Genomic DNA, 26,535 nt, shown 5'->3' with positions numbered 1-26,535 from the left:
GCTATTATACAATTTACATATCAGCTATAAATTTATACATAGGGAATCTTTTACATAGAGCAGCTACTTTTTTAGCAACAGCATTAATCATTTTTTCATCATTACTATTGCTTAAAACTTCATCTATATATTGAGTTAATTCCATAACATCTTTTTCTTTTAATCCTCTTGTAGTTATTGCAGGAGTACCCAATCTTATTCCGCTTGTTACCATTGGAGATTCGGTATCATAAGGTATGCCGTTTTTATTTATAGTTATATGTGCTTTATCTAAAATAGTTTCAGCAAGCTGTCCTGTTATGCCTTTAGATTTTTTTACATCAACTAATATTAAATGTGTATCAGTACCGCCTGAAATTAATTCATATCCTTTAGCAAGGAACATATTAGCCATAGACTCAGCATTTTTTATAACCTGTTCTTGATATTTAACAAATTTAGGATCTAATGCCTCTTTAAAACATACAGCCTTAGCAGCTATAACATGCATTAAAGGACCGCCTTGTATACCTGGGAATATAGTTTTGTCTATTTTTTTAGCTAGATCTTCCTCTGTAGAAATTATATATCCGCCTCTAGGACCTCTTAAAGTTTTATGAGTAGTACCTGTAACAAAATGAGCATGAGGAACAGGGCTAGGGTGAACGCCTGCAGCAACAAGTCCTGCAATATGTGCCATATCTACCATTAATAAAGCACCAACTTCATCAGCTATTTCTCTGAATTTTTTGAAATCAATGAATCTAGGATAAGCACTTCCGCCTGCTACAATTAATTTAGGATTGAGTCTTTTTGCAGTATCTCTAAGCTCATCATAGTCTATTTGCATAGTATCTCTTCTAACATTATAATGCTGGAAATTATATATTTTTCCGGAGAAATTTACATTTTTACCATGTGTTAAATGACCGCCTGAATCAAGGGATAATCCTAAACAAGTATCTCCCGGCTGAAGAACTGCCATATAAACACCCATATTAGCTTGAGAACCGGAATGCGGCTGTACATTTATAAAAGGAGCTTTGAATAATTTTTTAGCTCTTTCTCTAGCTAAATCTTCTACAATATCAACCTCACTGCATCCGCCGTAATATCTTTTTGACGGATAACCTTCAGCGTATTTGTTTGTAAATATAGAGCCTTGTGCTTCCATAACAGCACGTGAAACTATATTTTCGCTAGCTATAAGTTCAAAGCCATTAACTTCTCTCTTATACTCATTTTTCATTGCAGCAAATATTTCTTTATCAGCACTTTTTAATGGAGTTTCTGATACATAATATTTAGGAGCAATTACTTTTTTCTCTGCAGCTTTTGAAGCTTTTTTTACACTAGAAGCTTTCTTAGATGCAGCTTTTTTGTCAACAACTGTTTTCTTAGCAGATTTAGAAACCTTTTTTGATGAAGATTTAACTGCTGCTTTTTTCTTAGATACAGCCATATTTCCTCCAATGAAATTTATTATTTAATCAAATTTTTATTTTAGACAATGATATATCAATATAATTTTTTTTTCAATTATTAAAATATTATTTGATATGTTTTTTTATTATTTTTAAATTATAAATATTTTTTTATTTTATCTATTTTTAGCTATTGATTTTTTATTTTAAATGTTAGAATATACTAACAAATTGAATATATATACTAACTTATGCAAGGTAATTATATGAAATACATAATTATTTTATTTATGATAATAACAAATATAATATATTCTTATGAAACTAAAGGAATTAATAATTTTTACAATGAATATTATTCTTCATCATATAGTATAAAATCAATAGAAAATAATACATCAAGAACTCATAAGAATATATATGCACTAATAAAATCAAAAAGTATAACTAATGAAAAAGAAAAATATAATTATTTGAAGGATACTATAAATGCTAACAAAGATTATATAAAATCAGAAGATATTGATTATTTGATAAGCGTATCTGAATTAATGAGTTATATAGTTTATTACAGCGGACTTTCAGAAAAAATTTCTTTTGGTTCAAAAAGTAAAGAAATATATAAAAAGATTTTGGAGAAAGATGATTCTAATTTTTTTGCTCTTTTAGGTACAGCTATAGGATATATGCATGCTCCTGCAATAGCAGGAGGGAGCAATAAAAAAGCTTTTGAATATTTTAATAAAGCTTTGGATAATGCAAAAGAAAAATATCAGAAATATTTATCATATATATGGCTTTCTCAATACTACTTCAAAGTAAAAGACGATGAAAATTATAATAAGTATATTGAAATGAGTAAAGATATATATAAAAATGGAGAATTATTAAAGGAGGCGATAGAAAGAAACAATACCAAAAATAAACCATTATAACAAAAAACAGATTTAATAGTGATAGGGGGCTATAATAAAGTTGTTTTATCATTTTATCTGGGGATTTGCCATGATAAATATCCTGCCAATTATATAGATGGCAGATCCCTAGTCTTTATATAAAACAGGTATATAAATATTGTATTAATAAAAAATACAGAGTTGTTAAAAAAATTATAAACAAAATTAAGGATAATATTATGAAACGTTTATGTTTGATTTTAACAGCTTTAATAATGAGTGCTTATAGTATATTTGGATATACTATTTTAGAAGACTTTAATGATTTTTTAATTGATGAAAATCAGCTTACTATAAGGCTTGACAGATTAGGAGTATTAGCAGGTACAGAGAATTTAAGATTTATGGTAGGTGTTGAAGGAGAAACAGCGGGGGTTTTACTTGATAATTTAAATAGTGGAACAAAAGGAGGAATAAGCACTTTCAGACCATCTGCTATAGCCGGATTCGGATACAAAACAGATAGCTTTGGTATAGGAGCTGGATATCAATTTAAATATGTATCAGGATCTTGGCAGGCACATACTCCTATAATAACTGCTTATGCTCTAAATCAAAATTTGAGAATAAATATACCTGTTACAATAGGAGTGGGAAGCGGAAATGTTAATGATGGAGATATAGCCGTTTCAACAGATACTAGAATAGAATATTATACAGGAAATAATATATTCAGTAGAATAAGAGTTAATCTTAAATATGGCATGTACAGATTAAAAGCTAATTCAAGCAGAAGCGGAGATTTAGCAGGAGGCGGTAACTTGGCAGGTATGGGAACAGTAGGAGAAAATGGTAAATATGGATTTATAAAAGATACTATAGGACAATCCATAGGTATAGATGTTAGAGGATATTTTATAGCTGCAACTGATCCTGTATTGATAGAGCCTCAAATAAGAGTGTCATATCAAGGATCAATAGCAGATTTTACAGGTACTTCATACAAAGTAACACCTCCGGGAATGGATACTAAAGAAGGAGGAGCTAAATTTGGATTATATAATATAGATGCTTCAAATCCTATAGGTGCTTTTGAATTAGGAAGTTCTGGCTCAATACCAGCTGCACCATACTATGATTTTACAGCTCATAATATAATGTTTACAGGAGATGGAGCTTCTATAGAAATAGGAGGAACAGAATATTATCTTACAAAACCTCAGTTTATAGGTGTATCTATGCCTGTAGGATTTACTGCTGAAAGTGAGTTTATAAGTGTTTATTTTGAGCCTGCTATTTCATTTTCTATGATTACAGGAGGAATTAATACCTATGCTAGCAGCTCAAAACCTGTAAGAATACCGCCTTTGTTCTACTCTGTGGGATATTTGGTATACGGAGAGCTATATATTACTCCTAAACCTAATTTGGAATGGTATTTTGAAGCTCAGATTGGAGGGGCTACTACTGTTGATGGTATTGGAAATAGTGCAAACAGTGCTCTTGCCTTCAATGGAAGTACAGGTATTACTTGGAAGTTTTAATTTGCTGAATTATTGATATTGGGAGAATAGATTTATTGGGTGTCTTAATTTTTAAGATGCCCAATACACAAAACAAATAAAGGTTATTAAAATGATAAAAGATTATTGCTTTTTTTTATGTTATAGTGATGAAGAATACAGAATATATAAAAAAAGAGAGAATGAGAAAAAAACTATGCTTTGTATGATAGAAATTTACTGCAGGAATAATCATAAAAGATATCATAAATTTTATAATAAAACTTTCGGCAGTAAAAATATTTGCAAGGAATGTGAAAACATATATAATTATGCCAGTATAAGAACTGATAAGTGCAGATTTATGGAAACAAAAACTTTCTGCAGTGCATGCACTTCTCAATGCTATAAAAAAGATATGAAAGAGAAAATAAAAGATATTATGGCTTTTTCTGGAAAGAGAATGCTTTTTTATCACCATATAATAGCATTGAAACATATTATTGTTATGATAAAGCATAATTTTAATAAAAATAGAAAATTCAATTTTAAAGGTATAATATGAGAATATTATTTATATGTTTAGGTTTCATTTTTGTAGGTATAGGGGCTGTGGGAATAGTAGTTCCAATTTTGCCTACTACACCTTTTCTTCTGCTCGCTTCTTTCTTTTTTGCTAAAGGTTCTAAAAGATTTCATGATTGGTTTATGTCTACAAAGCTATATAAAAAACATTTAGAAAGTTTTATTAATTCAAGAGCTATGACTTTGAAATCTAAACTTACAATACTTTTGCCTGTAAGTGCAATGCTTATAGTTACATTTATTTTTGTTAATAATTTGTATGCTAGAATAGTTCTTGTAATACTATTTATTTCAAAGTATTTATACTTCTTTACGCAGATAAGAACTATAAAAGAAGGTGATATAAATAAAACAGAATTAGATAACATAGAATGACTTTACAATATTAAACTAAATGAATAATATTTATATATTATTAAAGGGCAATCAATGAAAATATTAAAACATATTTTTTATATTAATATTCTTTTTTTATCTTTATTTGATATTATTTATAGTGAAGAAAATAAAGATAATAAAGAAGAAAAAAAAGGATTTCAGTCTGTATTGGATAATAGATTTTTCTCTATAGGATTATTCAGCAGTGCAGATTCTATAAAGACAAGTGTTAATATAGAGTTTGGATTTAAGATAATGAAATATAATAATTTTCAAATTAAAAGTTATACTACTGTAACAGGTTCAAAAATATATGATGATAATCCTCAAATGTATCAGTTAGGGCTTATGCAGAAATTCACATTTGGAAATAATGATGAGTATGTAGGAAAGGTAACTATAGCAAGATATGGTTTTGCTTTTGCTAGTTTCGGATTTTTATCTTTTGATCCTGATAAAAGCGGAAAATTTTTATTTGATCCGCCATATTATTGGGAAGTCGGCGGTGGGGCAGGCTTTAATATTAATGTAAGCGAACATGTTGGTATAGTGTTGGAGTTCGGCGGCGGACTTCATCTTGTACCTGACGGCAAAGAACTTGGATATCCTGATAAAATTAATAAAGCGGGATTTGGAAGAATAAGTATTGGAGGAAGATATTATTTTTAAATTGCTTTTCCTAATTATTATAATTGCTTAATATAATCAAATTTCTTTAATTATATTAAGCAATTATTTTTTATTAAGATTAAAATTAATTACCAAGTCTTTTTAATTTCTTTTAGAATATCTTCAGTTAATTTTATAGTATTAACATCATTTTCAATAGATACGAATCTTTTATCTTTTCCTAATATGCAGTTGGCAAAATGCTCATCTTCTAATTTAAGCGGATTATCTCTATGTATAAATACTCTTTCTATTATAGATTCCTGCTTATAATTAATACCAACTGATGTTTTTATATTACTTTGACTTGCTGCCTGTCTATGTATAGTTATATCCTGAGTGGCATAATCCAATAGGAAATATGCTTCTTCTGTACTAATTGCTAAGGTTCTTATTTTTTCCTGAGTTACTCTGCTTGCACTTATAGTTGCTATAGTTGAATCTTCAAACTCTAATAATGCACTTGCAATATCTTCATTTTTTGTTCTGATTCTTTTTCCACTTGCTGAAAATTTTATTATTGGTTTTTTCACCAAAGAAGTTACTATATCCAAATCATGAATCATTATATCGAATACAACGCCTACATCGGCAATACGAGGAGTAAAAGGTGCTAATCTTCTAGCTTCTATTAAATAAGGTTTTTCTATTATATGATGAAGTTCCTGTACGGCACCATTAAATCTTTCAACATGCCCAACTTGAAATATAACATTTTTTTGTTTTACAATTTCTTCTAATTCTAAGGCCTGAGCATAAGTTTCTGTCATTGGTTTTTCCACTAATACATGTTTTCCTTTTTCTACAGCTTTTTTCGCTATTTCAAAATGATATATTGTAGGGCTTGCTATTATAACAGCGTCAGCATTATCTATTGCTTCATCTATACTATTAAATTTTCTTATATTGAATTTTTTTGATATTTCATTTAAATGATTTTCATCGGCATCATATATACCTGATAAATTTATTTGATTTATTTGGCTTACAACATTTAAATGGAATTGGCCCATTCTTCCTACACCTATAAGACTTATATTTACTTTATCCATTGGCAATCCTTTTTTAATATTTAAATAAATTTTATTTTTAGTAAATATTTAAAACTTTTAAAGATTATAATAATAATTTAACAAAATTCAATAATATTTTTTTATTTTATAAAAAATTATAACTATCAAATATTTTAAAATTATAGTATATTTTGAATGTATATAAAAAATTGTTTAATTGGAGTATATATGAAAACAGACATAGAAATAGCCCAAGAGTGTAAATTAGAAAGGATAGAAAAAATAGCTGAAAAGCTGAAACTAACAGATGATGATTATGAGGTATACGGAAAATATAAGGCAAAGATAGAATTATCATTATTAAATAAATTAAAGGATAAGAATGATGGAAAATTAGTTTTAGTAACGGCAATAACTCCGACACCGGCAGGGGAGGGAAAATCAACAGTTACAATAGGACTTACTCAAGGATTAAATAAAATAGGAGAGAATGCTGTTGCTGCTTTAAGAGAGCCTTCTCTTGGACCTGTATTTGGTATAAAAGGCGGTGCATGCGGAGGAGGATATTCTCAAATTGTACCTATGGAAGATATTAATTTGCATTTTAATGGAGATTTTCATGCTATAAGCAGTGCCCATAATTTAATATCTGCTTGTATTGATAATCATATCAAACAGGGGAATGAATTAAAAATAGATCTTAATAAGATAGTATTCAAAAGAGTTCTGGATATGAATGACAGAGCATTAAGAGATATAGTGATAGGTCTTGGAGGAAGTGAGAACGGAGTTGTAAGGCAGTCATCATTTCAAATTACTGTATCATCTGAAGTTATGGCTATACTTTGCTTATCAAATTCATTAATGGATTTAAAAGAGAGAATAGGAAATATTATATTTGCTTATGATATAAATGATAATCCTTTGAGAGTAAAAGATTTAAAAATAGAAGGTGCGGCATGTACACTGCTTAAAGATGCTATAAAACCGAATTTAGTTCAGACACTAGAGAATACGCCTGTTATAGTTCATGGAGGACCTTTTGCTAATATTGCTCATGGATGTAATTCTATACTTGCAACAAAAATGGCTTTAAAATTATCTGATTATACTATCACAGAGGCGGGTTTTGCTGCGGATTTGGGTGCTGAAAAATTTCTTGATATAAAATGCCGTGCAGCTGGTTTAAAGCCTAATTGTATAGTATTAGTTGCTACTATAAGGGCATTAAAACATCATGGCGGAGCTTCTGATATTAATAAAGAAGATTTAGATGCTTTAAATAAAGGTTTTGAAAATTTAGATAAACATATTGAGAATATGCAGAAATATAATGTCCCTGTGGTAGTTGCTATTAATAAATTTGTTTCTGATACTGATAAAGAGATAGAATGCATAACAAAACATTGCGAGAGTAAAGGAGTTGATATTTCATTATGTGAAGTTTGGGCTAGAGGAGGAGAGGGGGCAATAGATTTATCTCATAAAGTTTTGAAAGCGGCTTCTAAAGAATCAAATTATAAACCTTTGTATGAATTGGATAAGAGTATAAAAGAAAAAATAGAAACTATATGTAAAGAAATATATTCAGCAGGTGATGTTAAGTTTTCTAATAAGGCTTTAAAGATGATGAATAGGATAGAAGATATGGGATTTGGAAATCTTCCAATATGTATATCAAAAACTCAAAAATCAATATCTGATAATCCTGCTTTATTGAATGCTCCTAAAGGCTATACATTAAATATTGATGAAATAAAACTTGCATCAGGGGCAGGATTTATCATTGCTATGGCTGGAGGCATTATAGACATGCCGGGACTTCCTAAGATACCTGTAGCATGCAATATAGATATAGATGAAAATGGCAAGATAAAAGGTTTATTTTAATTAAATAATTATTAGAATATAAAAAAGAGCCATAAAATTATGGCTCTTTTATTTTATATTAATTTTATTTAATTGTTAATTTGCCGCTGCATCCGGTAATACTGTGTTATCTGTGCCTGCAGTGTTATCAGTATTTGCTGTATCTCCTGCAGCTGTATCATCTTCAACAGTATCGCTAGCCGTATTTCCTGTATCATCTGTAACTGTATCATTTGCTGTGCCTTCTGCAGCTGTGTCATCTGTAACAGTTGTATTTTCTGCAGGTTCCGGTTCAGGAGGAGGCGGAGGCAGTTTAAGGTTATCAATATCTTCTACTCTTATATTTAAATCCGTTCTTTTAATTACTGTTTTTGCAATTTCTGCTTCTACAGGCTCTCCTAAATAATCAAGTAAAGTTATTTCAGGGTCTTCATTTCTGTACTGTTTCATCTCTAGTACATACCCTTCAGCATCTCTTGCCACAGTAGTTTTATTTCTTCCGTCATTGTCTATATCTATAGTAACACCATCGGCTCTTATCTCATTGACTGTTGTTCTGCCGTCTGTATAAGTTTTTGTAGTTGATGTACTTCCATCTGCTTCTGTTGTTGTTGTTTCTGTATTTCCTACAGTATCTTTTATTACTACGGTTCTTGATCCATTAGGTCTGACTGTTGTAGTTATACTGCTTGAATCGGCTGCTATAATTTCAGTTACGGTGCTTGAATCGCTATTAATAGTAGTAGTTTCTTTTGAGCCGTCTTGTTTAATTATTCTTTTTATAGTAGTACCGTCAGGCATTTTTATTTCGCTTGTAGTATCTTCTGCAACCGTATCAGTTATTACTGTACCGTCAACTTTTTTAGTTACAACAGTAAATGAACCGTCATCATTATAAGTTTTTGTTATAATGCTTCCGTCATCAGCTTTAATATTGTATGAGAATGTACCTGCCCCTGCTCCTGTAGAGTTTCTTTCTTCAACCCTTCCATCAGGATAAACTATTTTTAAATTGCTTGTTCCGTTAGTATCTACTGTTGTAGTTCCTATGCTTCCGTCTATATAATTAGCAACTACTACATAACTTCCGTCAGGATTCTCTGTTTTTACTATAACAGCTCCGTCAACTCTTTTAGTTTCAGTTGTAATATTGCCTAGATTATCTTCAGTTCTTTTTACCTCTGTTCCGTCTAAACTTCTTGTATAGAAGAATGCTCCGTTATTATCTTTGTAATTTGTTGTTATAGAACCGTCGGATCTTTCCACTACAAATGCTTTGTTGCTGTCCAAAGTTTTTCTATTTATAAATGAACCATCCGGATATAAAGTATATTCAAAAGTATCTCCGGCAGAAGTTTTTGTATTTATTGCTTTTGAATTATCTGCCATATATGTTTCTAATCTTTTGTCTCCGTTTTCAAATACTGTCTCTATTTCTCTTTTTCCGTAAGGGTATACGGTATCTGAAATTTCATAATTATTAGAATACATTTTTGTCTTTTCTATTTTTCCATTTTCATAAATTATTCTAACACCATTAGGGTATATAGTTTCCCTTTCATAATCAAAATTAGGGAATATAGTTTCTGTTGTTATGCTTCCGTCATTATTTGTATTTACTCTATGATTATTAGTAAAAGGTATAAATTTAATTGATGTGTCATTACTTCTTATAAGTGATATAACTCTTTCTAAAGATTCTTTTTGATAATAATCATTTCCTACATTAGTTAAAAATATTTCATAGGATATAGCCGCATTAGTTATTTCGCCAAGTGCTAAAAAGGTATGTCCCATATTAAGATAGGCACTGTAATATAAAGCCCAAGTATTATAAGCATCTACTGAAGCTATATTCGTTTTTATTTCTACCATATTTCCATTGGTATCCATAACATTAGTCATTATAACTATATTTGTTACTATAAATGGATTTTCTTCTGTTATTACATAAGTAGAGCCTGTAACTGTTGAATTTGTGGACATAGCAACAGTGTTTGAATCACCTGCAGCGGCTTCATTAGTAACATTATCAGGAGGCAGTGAAGTTTCTGACACTGAAGGATTTACTACTTCTAAATTAAAATTAGCATTTGCTTCAAATATTACAGTTGTATTTGTAAATTCATAATCATTTGTATATGTATTTGTTATAACTACATTTGTAAATAATGGAAGTTTTGTGAATGTACTGTCCAATGTATTTTTTATATTTTCATTTGCTGCATTAAGATTATTTATAGCATCGGATATTGCATTGGTATCAGATGATAAATTTGTTGCTGATGTGTTTGTAGTTATAGCAGTGGCAGTTATATTAGTTGATATAAATTCATTTGTTAATGATTCATTTGAAGCTATTGATATATTAGTTGCAGATTCATTGGAAGCCGTATTATTAACATCAAATATAAATATTGTGTTTGTTACTATATTTTGCGAAACTGTATAATTAGTTAATACTTCATGATTTAATTTAGTTATATATGGTGAATGAAGTCTTTCTATGGATCTATTATACCAAAGCAGAGCATCTTCATAATTTTTTAACTGATAGTATGAGTTGGCTATATTATTGCAATATGAATATGAATCATTTATATCAAAAGCCAATTTATAATAATTGATAGCATTTTCATATTGTTTATCTTGGAAATAGCATGCCCCTATATAATAATAAAGCATATCATTTGTAGATAATGGTCTTCTTTTCAAATATAAAAGAAATGCTTCTCTTGCAAAATTATATTTTTTTTGGAAGAAAAGTTTTTCTGCATTATAAAATTCTCTGTCAATATTTCTTTCGTCGTTTGGAGCAGCATTCTGTGCCAACAACATAGATGATAATGATATTAAAATAAATATTATAATTATTGAAAGAATTTTTTTCATAATAATATGATCCTCTTTATTTTTTAAGGATAATATTTAAAACTATCAATTTTTTATATAGTCAAAATAATGATTAAATAGCGAATATAATATATATTCACTGTATCCTCTTACCTTTTTATTTTTATCCAAAACATCATTTAGAAATTCAAAAGTCTGTTCATTAGGATTTTCTATATAGTAAATCCTTTCTTTAGATATAGAAGTGCTTTCATTTCTTATCATTTTTATAATGGAAAGTTCTTTTAATCTGTCTTTTTTATCTTCTCTGCTTGCTTGATATGAGAACAGACGCTTTACTAAGTTTTCAAATACTATTTTATTATACATAACAGCTCTTCTTACATCAGTATCAACACTGCCGTCATAATTATTAATTTCGCTGTCAAATATTGCTATAGATATTGCAGATCTAATATCAGCAAATACAGCTTTCTCTTCTTTTAGTTTAAATTTCTTATTAGACATAATATTAGAAAATATTCACCTTTGTTTAAAATATGAGTCTTATAGTATATCGACAAAGTACAGAAATTAATTAGATTAAAAAATTGATTTATATTATAGTGTTAATATATAGTAAATAAAAAAAACCCCTTCCATAATGATTTATGAAAGGGGAAAATTCTATAATTAAATAAAATTATTTATTTTTAATAGGATCATTAGGATTAGAAGCTGTTTCTTTAGATAATCCGCGAGCCCATTGACCTGTAATGAATAACTCAACAACTGCTAATATAATCATAATAGCAGCTATAGCAGCTAATACATAACCGTCAAAAGTAGCTTTCATAACATTAGTATAAACAACTAAGCATAAAGCTGAAAGAGTAACTGCGAACATGAATACTAAAGGAATAATATTTTCCCAAGAATTTCTTTTTTGTCTGTTTTTTATCCAAGCAGCAACTGCAAGTAAAGATAATCCTGCTAATAATTGGTTAGCACTTCCGAATATAGGCCAAATTCTAGCATAACCGTAAAGAGTGAATCCTAATGAGAATAGAACTGTAATACCAGTAGCTATATAAGGATTAGTCAAGAAAGTTTTATGTACTCTTCCGTCAGCAGAAGTGTATTCACCTAATTCTTGTATTAAGTATCTTCCTATACGAGTAGCACTGTCTAATGAAGTTAAAGCGAAAGAAGCGAATGCTAAAGTAACGAATGTTTTACCCATACTTAGAGGAACTCCGAAAGAAGTCATAAAAGTAGCAACACCTGTAGCAAATCTAGCGGCAGGAGTGCCTTCGCCATTACCGGCAACAGCAGAAACACTCATTAAAGCAACTATAGCAACTACACCTTCTATAAGCATAGCACCATATCCTACTAATTTTGCATCTTTTTCACTGTTAAGCTGTTTAGCACTAGTACCGGAACTAACAAGAGCATGGAATCCTGATATAGCACCGCATGCAACAGTGATGAAAAGTATAGGGAATAAGTAGTTACCTTCACTAGGCATAAATCCTGTGAAAGCAGGAGTTTGTATAGCAGGTCTCATTATTACCAAACCAACAACACCGCCTACTACCATAGCATATAGTAAGAATGAAGATAAATAGTCTCTAGGCTGAAGCAATATCCAAACAGGCATTAAAGAAGCTAATATTATGTAAATAACTAATATTATTTGCCAATGTATTTTTTGTAAAGCCAAAAATGGGAATTTATCAGAAATGAAAATGATAGCAGCTAATAATACAACACCGACTATTGTAGAAACAGCAACACCAGCACCTCTTCTGTATACTAAGAAACCAAATAATAAAGCTAAAACAATGAAAAGCATACTAGCAGTACCAGCTGCAGCAGATTCTCTAGCATTATCAACATTTACAGCAAAAGTACCAGCAGTAATGTCTAAGAAAGCAGCTACTACTAAACAAATAGTAATAAATGCATAGAGAGTGAACATTATTTTACCTTTTTGGCTTACATTGTGTCTTATAACTTCTCCAATAGATTTACCTTCATGTCTTAAAGAAGCAACTAATGAACCGTAATCATGTACTCCTCCAAAGAATACACATCCGAATATAATCCACAAATATACAGGAAGCCAGCCGAACATAGTAGCGATGATAGGTCCTGTAATAGGTCCTGCTCCTGCTATTGATGAGAAGTGGTGTCCCAATAATACTTTAGCATCTGTTGGTACATAGTCCTTACCATCATTAAGAGTATGTGCAGGTGTTTTTTTACCAGGGTCTATACCCCATTTCTTTGCCAAATATGAGCCATAAGTTATGTAAGCTATGAAAAATATGACCATACCTAACAATAGAAGAATGAAAGCATTCATTATATATCTCCTTATATTTTTTTATAACCTCCTAAAAATCCGAAAGAAGAAGTTTTAACTCTTTCTTTCTCATCTTAGGTAAGTATACAGCTTTATCAGTCATCGACACTATGGCATACTGTGTTTCTGACCATCCATGAAATAGTAATTTGTAATTGACTTTATAAAAAAACTTTTTAGCCATCTTTTCCCATTCTTTTTCTAAATGGCTTTCTGTAACTAATATTCCTGTTATTAGACTTCTTTTATGAAATTTATTAGGATTTGATAATATAGGAGTAAGCCTAATAAGCATATTTTGAAAATTTTCAATATCTTCTTTTTTTAATTCCTTAACAAATCTTAAAAGCATATGTTCAAATACAGAATAACCTTCATATACTGTAGATTTAGTTATAAATGATTTGAAGAAATCATTCCTATGAAAAGCATATAGATCAAAATATTCATCTTCTTTGGTAATTTCATATTCTAAATCAAAATGTCTCATCAATTTTTCTGAAACATTGAATATGTATTTTTTTACCTCTTCATTATCAATGTGAAGTTTAGCCATCTTATTTCTCCATGCTATATATTATATAAAGTTTTTTTTCATTGTCAAGTTTTTATACATACTAAATAGTAATGATTATCATTAAAATTTATTGTGATAATATATTTTTTTATTACTATTATTTTATAAAATGAAATAATTAAGAATAAATTAGAAAAAATTACATGATTTTATTAAAAAATTTCTTAATATAAAATAATATCTCTCTAATTAATTGACAATATAAAATAATTATACTATATTTAATAGTATATAATTTCTTTTATAAATTAATATGAGGTATGTATGAATTATTTAATTATTATTTCTTTTTTATTTTTTACAGCTTTAGTTGCATTTATATCTTGGATAATAACTAAAAAAGATGATTTATCCACAAATGAAGGATATTTTTTAGCAGGAAGAAGTTTAAGCGGAATAGTAATAGCGGGTTCATTGATACTTACAAATCTTTCAGCCGAACAATTAGTTGGACTTAATGGAAATGGATTTAAACATGGATTATCATCTATGGCTTGGGAAACTACATCAGGATTATCACTTGTAATAATGGCATTAATTTTTTTACCTAGGTATTTAAAAAGCGGATTTACTACTGTACCTGAGTTTTTAGAGGAGAGATTTGATATAGGTACTAGAAATATGGTTACAGGATTATTTCTTATAAGTTTGACTTTTATTGTTCTGCCTATTATTTTGTATTCTGGGGGTATAGCTGTTAATTCATTATTTAATGTTTCTGAAATTTTACATGTATCTAGAGATACTTCATTATTTATAGTAATTATTTTTACAGGAATTGTAGGAGGTATATATGCCATATTTGGAGGATTAAAGGCAGTTGCTGTATCTGATACCATAAATGGAGTATTGCTTTTAATTGGCGGACTTATGATTCCTATATTGGGACTTCTTAAACTTGGTGATGGAAGTTTATTTAATGGATTAGAAACTTTAGTATTAGTGAATCCAGAAAAGATGAATGCTATAGGAAGTTCTACAAGTGATGCACCTTTTTCTACACTATTTACAGGAATGTTTCTTGTAAACTTATTTTATTGGTGCACAAATCAGCAAATAGTTCAAAGAGCATTTGCAGCAAAAAATTTAAAAGAAGGGCAAATAGGAACACTTATAGCAGGGTTCATAAAGATGTTTGTCCCTGTTATGTTAGTTATCCCAGGTATTATAGGATTTCATTTATATAAAGATCAAATTACACATCAGGATTTAGCTTATTCTGTATTAGTTAGTAATGTACTGCCTTTACCTTTGGTAGGATTTTTCGGAGCTGTATTGTTTGGAGCTGTTTTAAGCTCTTTTAATTCTGCTTTGAATTCGGCTTCTACTATGTTTTGCTTAAATATTTATAAGCCTATATTTAGCCCTAATGTAGACGATAAAAAATTGGTATTTATAGGTAAGATATTTGGAACTATAGTGTGCATATTTTCTATATTTGTTGCCCCTAATATAGCTAAAGCACCTGATGGACTTTATTCTTTTATGAAAAGCGTTATGGGATTTTTTAATATACCTACATTGGTAGTTGTGCTTATGGGATTTGCTACAAAAAGAGTGCCTGCTATTGGTGCTAAAATATCAATAGTATTTTTTATAGTATGTTATTCTTTATATAAATTTGTTATACCTATAAAAATACATTATCTGCATATATATGGGATATTGTTTGTATGCTGTGTAGTGATAATGCTTATATCCGGCATAATATCTCCAAGGGAAACACCTTATGTTCAGAAATATACTAAGCAAGTTGATTTAACTTCTTGGAAATGGGCTAAGCCTGTATCTGCTGTAATGATTACAACTTTAATTTATTTGTATGTATTATTTTCTAAGATAGGAATAGTTACTTCTCAAGAAAATATAAAAAGTAAATTTATTGTTATAACATTGATATATGTTATAATTTCTGTAGTATCATTTATAGCTGTAAAAATAAAATTTAGTAAGGAATAATTTATGAAAAAGCAAATAGTTTTTATTATGACGGATACTACAAGAAAAGATATGCTTGGCTGCTATGGAAACAAAAAAATGATAACTCCGAATTTAGATAAATTAGCAGAAAACGGCATAAAATATGAAAATGCTTATACATGTCAGCCTGTATGCGGTCCTGCAAGATCTTCTATATTTACAGGTACTTTTCCTCATACTAATGGAATGGTTACCAACTGTGTTTCTTTAAGGGAGGGAGTAAAAAGTATAGGACAGATATTAACTTCTAATGATATACATTGCGGATATATAGGCAAATGGCATCTTGATGGGGGAGATTATTTCGGATATGGTGTTTGTCCTGATGGATGGGATAAAAATTATTGGTATGATATGAAAAATTATCTTGATGAACTAAGCGAAGAAGACAGAGTAAAATCCAGAAAGTCTGAAACTTCTTATAATGATGATATGAAAGAAGATTTCACTTATGCACATAGATGTTCTAATAGAGCTTTGAAATTTTTAGATGAGTATAAAGATGAAGATTTTCTTTTGGTAGTATCTTATGATGAACCGCATGGACCTTGTTTATGTCCTGCACCGTATAATACAATGTATGAGGGATTCAAATTTGATGATGATACAGTTTTTAATGATAATTTAGAGAATAAGCCTCTTATGCAAAGATTATGGGCTGGAGAGGCTTTGCATCAAAAAGCTAATGAAATAAATAAGCCTTCCAAACAATTAGCTTTATTTTTAGGATGTAATTCTTTTGTAGATTATGAAATAGGCAGAGTTATTGATAAAGTAAATGAAATAGCTTCTGATGCTATGATTATATTTACATCGGATCATGGAGATATGCTTGGTGCTCATAAACTTCAAATGAAAAATGCATGTGCTTATAAAGAAATAGCTAATATACCTCTTATAATTAAATATAAGGAAAAGGAAAAAACAGTATCATATCCTGCTTCTCATATAGATTTAGCACCTACTATACTAGATTATATGAATGTTAAAATACCTAAAGTATTTGAAGGAAAAAGTATGTTAAAGCAAATTGAAGATCCTAATGTTAGGATAAATGATGAGGTGTTTTTAGAGTTTACAAGATATGAAGTAGATCATGATGGTTTCGGCGGACTTCAAATGATGAGGGCGGTTGTTGATGACAGGTATAAACTTGTTATTAATTTATTGGACAGTGATGAGTTTTATGATTTAGAGAAAGATCCTTATGAGGTTAATAATCTTATAAATGATGAAAACTACAAAGAGATTAGAAATAAATTACATGATAAACTTTTGGATAATATGAACAGAACAAGAGATTTATACAGAGGATATCAGTGGGCGGCAAGATATTGGAGAAAAGATAAAGTACCTAATTGGAATAATGACGGATATACAAGACAGAGAGAAAATGAAGAAAATGAACCTCGTCAGCTTGATTATGATACGGGACTTCCTATGATTAATGCGGTTAGAAAAAAAATATTAAATGATGAGAAAAAGTAAATATATTATTTTTAATTGGGTATATATAAAATTAGTATATGCCCAATTAAAATAAATACTCATTTAAAAGCAAAGCTACAGGAGAAAGTAGAACATTTTCATGAAAATGCATTTCTATTTTATCATAAATATCTGTTAATTGGTATTCTTCAACAGCAGTTCTGAAATATGATACAAAACGTTTTGAAGAGAATAAATCTCCTATAATTATTATTTTATTTACATCCATAATAGAATATGTATTTATTAAACATAATGCAAAATACTGAGCATTTTTTTTGAATATATTATTAATATTTATACAGCCATTATCTGCTGCTTTTATTATATTTGAGATATTGATGTTGTTCAAATCTCCGCTGCATATTTCCCATAGTACAGGACAGAATTCTTTAGAGAAATTATTTTTTACATTAATTAAAATTTTTTCAATGGATATAATACTTTCTAAGCAGCCTTTCCTTTTACAAATATTGCAATAATCTGAATTAGTATCAATTATCATATGTCCAAAATCCATTATTAAATTATTTTCTCCTCGTTTTATACTTCCATTTAATATTATAGCACCTCCAATTCCAGGCTCCATATATTTAATGAACATGAAATTATCTTCATTGGAATATAATTGTTCAAGCAAAGCACTGCATCTTATACCATTATCTATAACCGTTGGTATATTTAAATGATTTTCTATATAATCTTTTATATTCACTTTTGTACCCCAAATACCTGAATATGAATATATGCCGTCAGTATTGCCTTTTATACTTATTCCTATACCAAGAATATCTTTATTATTAAGTGAATAGTTATATATGATTTCTTGTACTGTACTAACTATTTTTAATAAATCATTTTCATAATTTGTACTTGTTTTGAAAGATACCTTTTCTATAACTTGAAACTGCATATCCACAAGTAAAATATCAGTTGATATATGATTTATAGTTATGCCTATACATTTTTTATAATTTGGATTTATTTTTATCTCTACTTCTTTTCTTCCTAATTTTTTGCTGTCTATTCTATTCATTTCTACTAATATATTTTCTTTAATTAATTCTGAGCATAGTTTAGTAATAACAGAAGGAGATAATTCTAATTCTGCCGCTATTCGTTTTTTAGACATAATATTTTTTTTATATAAAAGTTTTATTATATCTTTTTTATTTTTAGATTTTATTTCAGTAATATGCTTCAATATCATACCCTCATGTTAATAATTATAAATACAAGATAAAATATTTTTCATTTTATTCATAGCTAATGCTCTATGACTCATAGAATTTTTTTCTTCAAGGCTCATTTCAGCATAAGTAATATTATATCCGTCAGGCTGAAATATAGGATCATATCCGAAACCTTCAAAACCTCTTGGATTTTCTATTATTTTTCCATTGACCCTGCCTTCAACTGCTATATAATAATTATCATCTAATACGCATACTGCAGAAGTTATAAAGTATGCAGTTGTGTCTTTTTTATCTTTTAATTCATCTAAAAGCATCTGCATTTTTTCTTTATATCCTAAACTCTCTCCTCCGTATCTTGCAGAATATATTCCGGGTTTTCCCCCAAGTGCATTAACACAAAGTCCTGAATCATCTGCCAAAGATGGAAGTTTAGTATGATTATATACTGTTTTTGCTTTTATAAGAGAGTTTTCTATGAATGTATTTCCGTCTTCTATTATTTCGCCTATATCTGAAGGCATTGATAATATCTCTTTTATTACACTTCCCTTAAATATAGATTCTATTTCTTTTAATTTATGTTTATTTGCTGTTGCTATTACTAATTTTTCAAGCATATCAATTTCCTTTTATGTAAAAAAATAAATAAAAATCTTTGCTGTTAGGTATATAATATTCCATAACATTGCCTTCTATTATATATCCATTTTTCGGAGCATAATCTTCTACTATCTTTGTAAATATTTTGCTGTAATTTTCTATATTGCATTTAACTTTTATAAACTTTCCGCCTTTGATATTCCATTTTGTCCAGCCTTCAGGGACATTAGAATTTTCTTTTACTTCTACGCCTGCCATATATTTTCCTTTTTCTCCCCAAGGTGCGAATGTTTCATTTATATCATTCATTATACCCCATATACCAGCTAAATTATTATTTTCATCAACTTTTACTAAATTTATAATTTCTTTAATATTTTTATTGAATTCCTGCCATAAAGGTAATACCCACTTAGAATGTTTTTCGCTTTCTCCTTCAGCTACTTTTCCTATAACTTCAAAATCTTTTTTTTCTACTATTTCTATTTCCATAAATCTATGTCTCCTAATTTATTAGAGAATATAATAACATATTTTTTAACAGCAGTAAATATTATACTTGTTTCAAAATCAATATATAAAAAATGAGGAAGCCTTATAAATATTAAAGCTTCCTCATCATTATTCTTAAGTTATTATTTATTAAGCAGCAGCAGGAGTATTTCTTTTATTTTTTGTAGCTATTTGTATAATAACTAATATAGCGATAATACCTATTCCTATAATATCGCTGTAAACTTCAGGATATATAGAAAGAAGTCCTGCTATAATAAATAATATTCTCTCATACGCCTTACATTTTCTAAATACATAACCTTCTAATCCTGCAGATACTCCAAACATACCTATAAGCGAACTTATAAGTATAGGTATAATATCAGAAATTGTAGTATTAATCATAAGTATGTCTGGATTAAATATAAACATATAAGGAATAATAAAAGCACCTATAGAAAGTTTTGTCGCTTCTATTCCTGTTTTAAGAGGATCTGATTTGGCAATTGCAGCACCAGCCATAGCCGCCAAAGCAACAGGAGGAGTAACATCGGCTATAATACCAAAATAGAACACGAACATATGAGCAGCTAAAGGTTCATAACCTAAACCTATTATTGCACTTGCTGCTATTGTTGAAGTGATAAGATAATTTGCAGTTGTAGGAACACCCATACCTAATATAATAGAACTAATCATAGTTAGGAATAATAGTAATAGAGGTATTCCGCCTGATATAGATATTAATCCTGCTCCTATTTTTAAACCTAATCCTGTTAAAGTAATAACTCCTATTATAATACCAGCCATAGCACAGGCAATAGCTACGCTTATTATATTTCTAGCAGCATTAACGAAAACATCTATTAAATCATTAAATCCAAAACTTATTTTTCTTTTCATTATGATATCTACTATAGAATTAACTATAGCAACTATACCTGCAGCAATAATACCCATTAATCCGGCATAAATTGCAGTTTTTCCAAGTACAAAGAAATATATTATAGTAAGCAGCGGAATAACTAAATATCCTTTTTTCATTAAAAGCGTACCCATTTTAGGAAGAGAATCTCTTGATAAACCTTTAAGCCCTGTTTTTTTAGCTTCTAAATGAACCATTATAAATATACCTGTAAAATAAAGTATGGCAGGTATTATAGCTGCCTTGGCAACTTCCATATAAGGTACACCTAAACTTTCAGCCATTAAGAAAGAAGCTGCACCCATTATAGGAGGCATTAACTGTCCTCCTGTGGAAGCTGAAGCCTCAACGGCACCTGCAAACTCAGGTCTGTATCCTAAAGATTTCATCATAGGAATTGTAAAACTTCCTGTACCTACAGTATTAGAAACAGAACTTCCTGATACGGTACCAAACATAGCACTTGTAAGTACAGCCACCTTTGCAGGACCTCCGTCAAAACCTCCTGCTATAGCGTTACATATATCTATAAAAAACTGACCTATTCCTGTTTTATCAAGTAAAGCACCGAAAAATATAAATAAGAAAATAAATGTAGCTGATGCTCCTATAGGCGTACCCATTATACCTTCTGTATTATAAAATAAATGCGATACTAATCTTTGAAGAGAATATCCTCTGTGATTTAAAAAACCTGGTGCATAAGCTCCAAATAATGCATATATTATAAAAACTATTGATATTATAAGTATAGGAAGCCCTACTATTCTTCGGCATGCTTCAAATATAATAAGTATTCCTATTATGCCGATGATAATATCGGTTGTAGTATATATTCCGGCTCTTCTTACTATTGATTCAAAATTAATTACAATATAACCCCAAGAAACTGCTCCTATTATAGCAAGTATAACATCATACCAAGGAAGTTTATCCTTAGGCATATCTTTTTTCATAGGAAATAGAAGATAGGAAAGAAGCATAACAAATGCTAAGTGAGTGGCTCTAACAATTTGTGCAGTAATCCTTCCAGATAATATTGAATATAATTGAAATAAACAAAATACAACAGATATTGCTATTATAAGATATTTTTTCCAATCTTTATATCTTCTGTATCTTGATTCACTGTCATATTTGCTCATATAACCATCAATTTCTTCAACCGTTAGAATGTGAATATCTTTTTTATCTTTCATTGTTTCCCCCTTACACTTGTAATCATTTTAAATAATGAAACTTTTTTATATTGTATTTTTATATTTATTTGAGGCTTGAATAGTGTATCTAATTTTATTTCTTTTCCATCAAATTCTATTCTGTGATCAGCTACAATACCGATAAATAAATATAAATCTTTTATTACTTTATTAATATTATTTATTTCTATGTAATCATCTGTAATAATTATATTTTCATCGCCCTGAGGATCAGATATACCGGCGCCATAAGAAACAAATCTTGTTTTTTCCAACACTATATCATTATTATCATTTATAATGTAATAATCTCTAATTCTTCCCTTATTTACAGAATGGGTATATGAAATTAGAAACTCTTTTTTATTAATATTAAATATAAAATTAACTTTATTATTTTTAACACTATTTAATACAAGTCTTGGAAATAGAGGCACAAATAATAAAGCAATAATTATTATGATGATAACAGATGTACATATAATAATTTTTTTTAACATATATATTATTTTTTAGAACAATTATTTGGTGTATTCATTTTATAAATTAATAATAAATAATATGAATACACCAACACATTTATAATTATTGTATATTATAACCTAATTCTTTATAGTATTTTAAAGCACCAGGATGGAATGGTATAGATACGCCTTTATAAGCATCTTCAATATTTAATTCTTCACCTTTAGCATGAGCAGTTGCTAAATCAGCTTTTTTATCAAATAAAGTTTTTATTAGATTATAAACAACATCTTCAGGTATGTCATTATTAACTGTAATAGTTGCTCTTACTGCTATAGCTGTAGTATCTGTAGTAACATTATTATATGTATTTGCAGGTATAGTAACTTCAGTATAGTATTTATATTTATTTAATATTTCATCTACTTGAGCTTTATCTAAAGATACCAAAACTATATCACTTGATAAAGATAATTCCTGCAAAGCAGCATTAGGTATTCCTGCTACTATGAAGCAAGCATCTAAACTGCCATTTTGAAGTCCGTCGCTTGATTCTTTAAATGAAAGATTTGATTTATTTATATCATCAAATGTAAGTCCGTAAGCTTCTAATATTTGTTTAGCATTAAATTCAGTACCGCTTCCGGCATCTCCTACAGATACTCTTTTTCCTTTCATATCAGCTATTGATGTTATTCCGCTTGATTTTGTAGCTGCTATTTGTACTAATTCAGGATACAATGTAAGAACAGCAGAAAAATTGCTTAATACTTCGCCGTCAAAGATATCTGTACCGTTATAGGCATAGTCCATAACATCATTTTGTACGAATGCTAAATCAGCTTCATGTCTGTTAAGAAGTCTTAAATTTTCAGCAGAAGCTCCTGTTGACTGAGCAGTAACATTCATTCCTTCAATATTGGCATTCCATATACTTGCTATACTTCCGCCGAATGAATAGTAAGTACCGCTAGTTCCCCCTGTAGCAAAAATGTAATTTAGATTGTTGCTTTTTTGACATCCTATCATCAGCAATGATAAGATGACAGCCGTAGAAATAAAAACATTTCTCATAACAATAATACTCCTTATAAGATTTATTAAATAATACACTTTATGATATTAAAAGTCAATATTCAATGTAGTAATATTTTACAAGTTTTGGCTATTTTATTACATATTAAGCAAGAAATTAATATTTTTTAGTAAAAAAATAAATAATTATTCAATATTTAAATATTAAGTTTTCATAAGAATAATAATACTCTTTTTTAGAATTTTATCAATAGCAATAAACTATTCTAATACTTCTATTATATCTTCAATATTAAATTCTCCCTTATAATAAACTTTTTTCCAAGTATATCTAGCCCAATTTGTAGTAGTGTATATTTTTCCGCCTACATTAGTTTCTTGATAACCGTCAAAATTACCTAAATACAAAGTCATTTGCTCCTGAGGTATCCCTTCCCAAGCATTTCCATTCACAGCACCTGTAAAGTCTAATCTAGAACCATAATATACTACATGTTTAAGATTTTTAACCCCAGAAAGCATGCGTGGATACATGAGCTTAAAATTAGTACCTAAAACTATAGCCTCAAGTGCTGTACAGTTATAAAAAGCATTAGTACCTATAGCATCCATACTGGAAGGGAAATATATTCCTGTAAGATTTTTCACATTTGTAAAACTATATCCGGGCCATCTTTTATCCGATTCATTAATAACAACATTTTCAGCATATAAAAAAACATGCCTGTCTGGTATTTTTCTAAGGCAGTCAGCTATACTTAGTATTGTTTCTCTATTTATTATTCCTCTTATTCCAAGTCTAGCTCCTCCGCTTCTATTTATGGCATCATATATTATAGGACATTGAAAAGCTCCTCCATTGTTACTAGCAGACAAGTGAATTTGATATATAAAAAAATCTATTTTACTTGCTTCTTCTACTGCATTATCAGGACCTAAATATTCTATATTGCAAGATAAAACAATAGCTAAAATAATGCAGATAAATATTATAATTCTAATTTTCATAAATAAAACTCCTTTATGATTTTGGTTCAGCTGCAAATCTATATACAAAAGGTATAAACATAACTGAAAAACTCTTTGAAAATATAGCATATTCAAATGATAAAGATTGGTAAAATATATCAATAGTGGCACCAACTCTTATATCGTATGAGAAATAGTTATCTTTTATTGATACTTCAGGCATATTTGAATGGAACTCATAAGTTTTATTATTAATATTTTCAGTTATACTATTTATGCCAAATGTAGATTTAGAATCAATAAAACTATATATTAAGTCAACTCCAATAAAACCATATATGGCAAAATAATCTATATATGGAATTTTCTCTTTTATCTTTAATCCTCCTACTAATTTTGGAGTTAAAGCAAAACTTATCCATTTATTTTCTATATCTGCTGATGTCGAAAAAGATGCACCAGTATATGTACTGTTTGCAGAGTTGTACATTTGAAACATATATCTTTCATTCATAAAACCTAATTTGAATGTACCATAATCAAAATTGAAATCTGCCCTAGCATCAACAAAGAAATAGTTATCTCTATATACATAAAATTTTAAATCCATAGCGGCATGCAGCCCAAATGTTTCTATTTTTGTGTCTTTAACAAATAGACTGTAAAAATCGTTATAACCGGGCATAAATGCAAATCTTAGTCCTACAGACATAGGGGCTGTCCAGCAATTAATAGAACCGAAAATATAAATATATGGAAACGGTACTTTATCTATAGAGTTTATAAGTCTTGCAAAATCATTATCATAATTTAATGAAGTCTTTGTATCTTCAAGCTGAAAATTCAGGTAGGCACCAATTCCAGCAGTACCTAATGGAAAATGTAAAGGAATTATTAATCCATAATTATCTCCTGAAGCAGCATTAAACTGTATTTTCCTTTTTATTTTTTGCTCTATAGAATAGCTTACAGACATATTAAAATTATAAATATCGTATAAGAAATTTATACTTGACATTAAAAGTATTGCATCAGGAGATTCAGGATATTTTGCTATTAATGACGGATTATTAACAACATCTGTCCAAAAATCAGGATTAATGTCTTCTATAAATGATTTGGTGTTATTAAAAAAATTTAATATATATTCATTTTTAGAAATGTAGTCAATATATCCTGCATTATATTTATTTTCCAATTGAAAGTATTTTGTTATAAATTCATTATATTGATTATTAATATCTTGAGAAAATGCAATGGGGACACATAAACAGATAAAAGTAAAAACATGTAAAAAATATTTCATATATTTTTAGTATAATAAAATTATATTATAAATCAATATAAAAATTTTTTTATATCAAAATTTTACTAAATAAAAATTTTTTATATAAAAATTTTACTAATCATTAAAAATTAAATAATGTTTTTACGATAAAATATAGAGCTGATATTTTTATTTATGAAAAAGATTATTATTTTTATATTTATTATTTACAGTATAGTAATGTCCACGCCATTATTTATAGAAGAAACTCCAATAAAGAACTATATAAAAAATAAAATTTTGCAAGAGGCAGAAAAAAAAGGCGATATTCAAACTATAAAAGAATTAACAAATGAAAATACACTAATCATAACTAATCATAAATCAATGACAACTAATAATAGTGTATTAATCATAACTAATGATATAGATTTTTCAAAGTATAGAGATAGAGGATATGATATAACAATGGATGTACTTCCTAGATATTACACTGTGAGGGCAGGGGATACATTATTAAAAATATCATCATATCCGTTTATATACGGCGAAAGAAATTTCTGGCGTATTATATATATTCATAATAGGTATATAATAAATGATACTACTTCTCTGCCAATTGGGTTAAAACTTTTTATACCAAGCATAAGAGGAGAAACAAGATATTGGAACTATGAATCTCAGCTTGAATATGTACCATTCAAAATAAAAATGGATTTAACTACAAATCTCTATCAGGACTATCCTTTCATTATAAAAACTGAATAATTTTAATAATAAAAAAGGCTTAAACTTATAATAAAAGTCTAAGCCTAATATTT

General features: G+C 28.7%; 23 protein-coding genes. 9 read left to right on the top strand and 14 right to left on the bottom strand.

Annotated elements, in window-relative coordinates; translation table 11 throughout:
• Window positions 1-13 precede the first annotated feature (13 nt).
• Window positions 14-1,441 (bottom strand): serine hydroxymethyltransferase, encoded by a 1,428-nt coding sequence (locus BHAMNSH16_RS04270; RefSeq protein WP_008728825.1) that lies wholly within the window; start codon window positions 1,439-1,441, stop codon window positions 14-16.
• Window positions 1,442-1,669: 228 nt separating this feature from the next.
• On the opposite strand from BHAMNSH16_RS04270, the gene BHAMNSH16_RS04265 reads away from it, so the two are divergent.
• From BHAMNSH16_RS04265 to BHAMNSH16_RS04245, 5 genes are all read left to right on the top strand, one after another.
• Window positions 1,670-2,338 (top strand): hypothetical protein, encoded by a 669-nt coding sequence (locus BHAMNSH16_RS04265; protein WP_069731591.1) that lies wholly within the window; start codon window positions 1,670-1,672, stop codon window positions 2,336-2,338.
• Window positions 2,339-2,538: 200 nt separating this feature from the next.
• Window positions 2,539-3,843: a hypothetical protein gene (locus tag BHAMNSH16_RS04260; protein ID WP_008728827.1), complete on the top strand. Its 1,305-nt coding sequence runs from the start codon at window positions 2,539-2,541 to the stop codon at window positions 3,841-3,843.
• Window positions 3,844-3,934: 91 nt separating this feature from the next.
• A complete protein-coding gene (locus tag BHAMNSH16_RS04255) occupies window positions 3,935-4,366 on the top strand; it encodes a nitrous oxide-stimulated promoter family protein (protein ID WP_008728828.1) in 432 nt (143 codons plus the stop codon).
• Window positions 4,363-4,761 carry a YbaN family protein gene (locus BHAMNSH16_RS04250; RefSeq protein ID WP_008728830.1) on the top strand — a complete coding sequence of 133 codons (399 nt, stop codon included), beginning with the start codon at window positions 4,363-4,365 and terminating at the stop codon, window positions 4,759-4,761. Before BHAMNSH16_RS04255 ends, BHAMNSH16_RS04250 begins: the two co-directional genes overlap by 4 nt.
• A 54-nt stretch (window positions 4,762-4,815) precedes the next feature.
• Window positions 4,816-5,433: a hypothetical protein gene (locus tag BHAMNSH16_RS04245; protein ID WP_008728831.1), complete on the top strand. Its 618-nt coding sequence runs from the start codon at window positions 4,816-4,818 to the stop codon at window positions 5,431-5,433.
• A gap of 89 nt (window positions 5,434-5,522) precedes the next feature.
• Here BHAMNSH16_RS04245 and BHAMNSH16_RS04240 read toward each other — a convergent pair whose 3' ends face one another.
• The gene (locus tag BHAMNSH16_RS04240) at window positions 5,523-6,485 is read right to left on the bottom strand and encodes a Gfo/Idh/MocA family protein (RefSeq protein ID WP_008728832.1); all 963 of its coding nucleotides are present in this window, start codon (window positions 6,483-6,485) and stop codon (window positions 5,523-5,525) included.
• Between the two features lie 189 nt (window positions 6,486-6,674).
• Between BHAMNSH16_RS04240 and BHAMNSH16_RS04235 the strand changes: the two genes are divergently transcribed.
• Window positions 6,675-8,336, top strand: a complete 1,662-nt coding sequence (locus BHAMNSH16_RS04235; RefSeq protein WP_008728834.1) for a formate--tetrahydrofolate ligase — start codon at window positions 6,675-6,677, stop codon at window positions 8,334-8,336.
• A gap of 75 nt (window positions 8,337-8,411) precedes the next feature.
• On the opposite strand, the gene BHAMNSH16_RS04230 is transcribed toward BHAMNSH16_RS04235, so the two are convergent.
• The 4 genes from BHAMNSH16_RS04230 to BHAMNSH16_RS04215 all read right to left on the bottom strand — a co-directional run bounded on the left by BHAMNSH16_RS04230 (window position 8,412) and on the right by BHAMNSH16_RS04215 (window position 14,074).
• Window positions 8,412-11,207, bottom strand: a complete 2,796-nt coding sequence (locus tag BHAMNSH16_RS04230; protein WP_008728835.1) for a tetratricopeptide repeat protein — start codon at window positions 11,205-11,207, stop codon at window positions 8,412-8,414.
• 45 nt (window positions 11,208-11,252) lie between these two features.
• Window positions 11,253-11,675, bottom strand: coding sequence for a hypothetical protein (locus tag BHAMNSH16_RS04225; RefSeq protein ID WP_008728837.1), 423 nt, complete (start codon window positions 11,673-11,675; stop codon window positions 11,253-11,255).
• Window positions 11,676-11,850: 175 nt separating this feature from the next.
• A complete protein-coding gene (locus BHAMNSH16_RS04220) occupies window positions 11,851-13,518 on the bottom strand; it encodes a carbon starvation CstA family protein (RefSeq protein WP_008728839.1) in 1,668 nt (555 codons plus the stop codon).
• Between the two features lie 31 nt (window positions 13,519-13,549).
• Window positions 13,550-14,074 carry a DUF8052 family protein gene (locus BHAMNSH16_RS04215; protein WP_008728840.1) on the bottom strand — a complete coding sequence of 175 codons (525 nt, stop codon included), beginning with the start codon at window positions 14,072-14,074 and terminating at the stop codon, window positions 13,550-13,552.
• A gap of 285 nt (window positions 14,075-14,359) precedes the next feature.
• Here BHAMNSH16_RS04215 and BHAMNSH16_RS04210 point away from each other — a divergent pair, with 285 nt between their 5' ends.
• Together BHAMNSH16_RS04210 and BHAMNSH16_RS04205 are read left to right on the top strand one after the other, a co-directional pair.
• Window positions 14,360-16,054, top strand: coding sequence for a solute:sodium symporter family transporter (locus BHAMNSH16_RS04210; RefSeq protein ID WP_008728842.1), 1,695 nt, complete (start codon window positions 14,360-14,362; stop codon window positions 16,052-16,054).
• Between the two features lie 3 nt (window positions 16,055-16,057).
• Complete coding sequence (locus tag BHAMNSH16_RS04205) at window positions 16,058-17,563, top strand: sulfatase family protein (RefSeq protein ID WP_008728843.1); 1,506 nt, start codon at window positions 16,058-16,060, stop codon at window positions 17,561-17,563.
• Between the two features lie 46 nt (window positions 17,564-17,609).
• Here the strand turns inward: BHAMNSH16_RS04205 and BHAMNSH16_RS04200 are convergent, their stop codons facing one another.
• The 8 genes from BHAMNSH16_RS04200 to BHAMNSH16_RS04165 form a co-directional block, all read right to left on the bottom strand.
• Entirely contained in the window at window positions 17,610-18,767 is a 1,158-nt protein-coding gene (locus tag BHAMNSH16_RS04200) for an ROK family protein (protein WP_069731592.1), read from the bottom strand.
• 15 nt (window positions 18,768-18,782) lie between these two features.
• Window positions 18,783-19,376: an RdgB/HAM1 family non-canonical purine NTP pyrophosphatase gene (gene rdgB / locus BHAMNSH16_RS04195; RefSeq protein ID WP_008727813.1), complete on the bottom strand. Its 594-nt coding sequence runs from the start codon at window positions 19,374-19,376 to the stop codon at window positions 18,783-18,785.
• Window position 19,377: 1 nt separating this feature from the next.
• On the bottom strand, window positions 19,378-19,851 hold the full coding sequence (locus BHAMNSH16_RS04190; RefSeq protein WP_069731593.1) for a GyrI-like domain-containing protein: 474 nt from the start codon (window positions 19,849-19,851) through the stop codon (window positions 19,378-19,380).
• A 150-nt stretch (window positions 19,852-20,001) separates the two neighbouring features.
• Window positions 20,002-21,978: a TRAP transporter permease gene (locus tag BHAMNSH16_RS04185; protein WP_069731594.1), complete on the bottom strand. Its 1,977-nt coding sequence runs from the start codon at window positions 21,976-21,978 to the stop codon at window positions 20,002-20,004.
• Window positions 21,975-22,478, bottom strand: coding sequence for a DUF1850 domain-containing protein (locus BHAMNSH16_RS04180; RefSeq protein WP_069731595.1), 504 nt, complete (start codon window positions 22,476-22,478; stop codon window positions 21,975-21,977). The genes BHAMNSH16_RS04185 and BHAMNSH16_RS04180 overlap by 4 nt, the downstream gene beginning before the upstream one ends.
• 85 nt (window positions 22,479-22,563) lie before the next feature.
• Window positions 22,564-23,517 (bottom strand): TAXI family TRAP transporter solute-binding subunit, encoded by a 954-nt coding sequence (locus BHAMNSH16_RS04175; protein ID WP_008727817.1) that lies wholly within the window; start codon window positions 23,515-23,517, stop codon window positions 22,564-22,566.
• A 222-nt stretch (window positions 23,518-23,739) separates the two neighbouring features.
• Entirely contained in the window at window positions 23,740-24,486 is a 747-nt protein-coding gene (locus BHAMNSH16_RS04170; protein ID WP_008727818.1) for a leucine-rich repeat protein, read from the bottom strand.
• 13 nt (window positions 24,487-24,499) lie between these two features.
• A complete protein-coding gene (locus BHAMNSH16_RS04165; protein ID WP_069731611.1) occupies window positions 24,500-25,645 on the bottom strand; it encodes a hypothetical protein in 1,146 nt (381 codons plus the stop codon).
• Window positions 25,646-25,909: 264 nt separating this feature from the next.
• Between BHAMNSH16_RS04165 and BHAMNSH16_RS04160 the strand changes: the two genes are divergently transcribed.
• Complete coding sequence (locus tag BHAMNSH16_RS04160; protein ID WP_241033653.1) at window positions 25,910-26,482, top strand: LysM peptidoglycan-binding domain-containing protein; 573 nt, start codon at window positions 25,910-25,912, stop codon at window positions 26,480-26,482.
• Window positions 26,483-26,535: the final 53 nt, after the last annotated feature.

The sequence above is a fragment of the Brachyspira hampsonii genome (genome assembly GCF_002214805.1).
Taxonomy (GTDB): Bacteria; Spirochaetota; Brachyspiria; order Brachyspirales; family Brachyspiraceae; genus Brachyspira; species Brachyspira hampsonii.
This window is presented reverse-complemented; position numbering and strand designations above follow the sequence as displayed.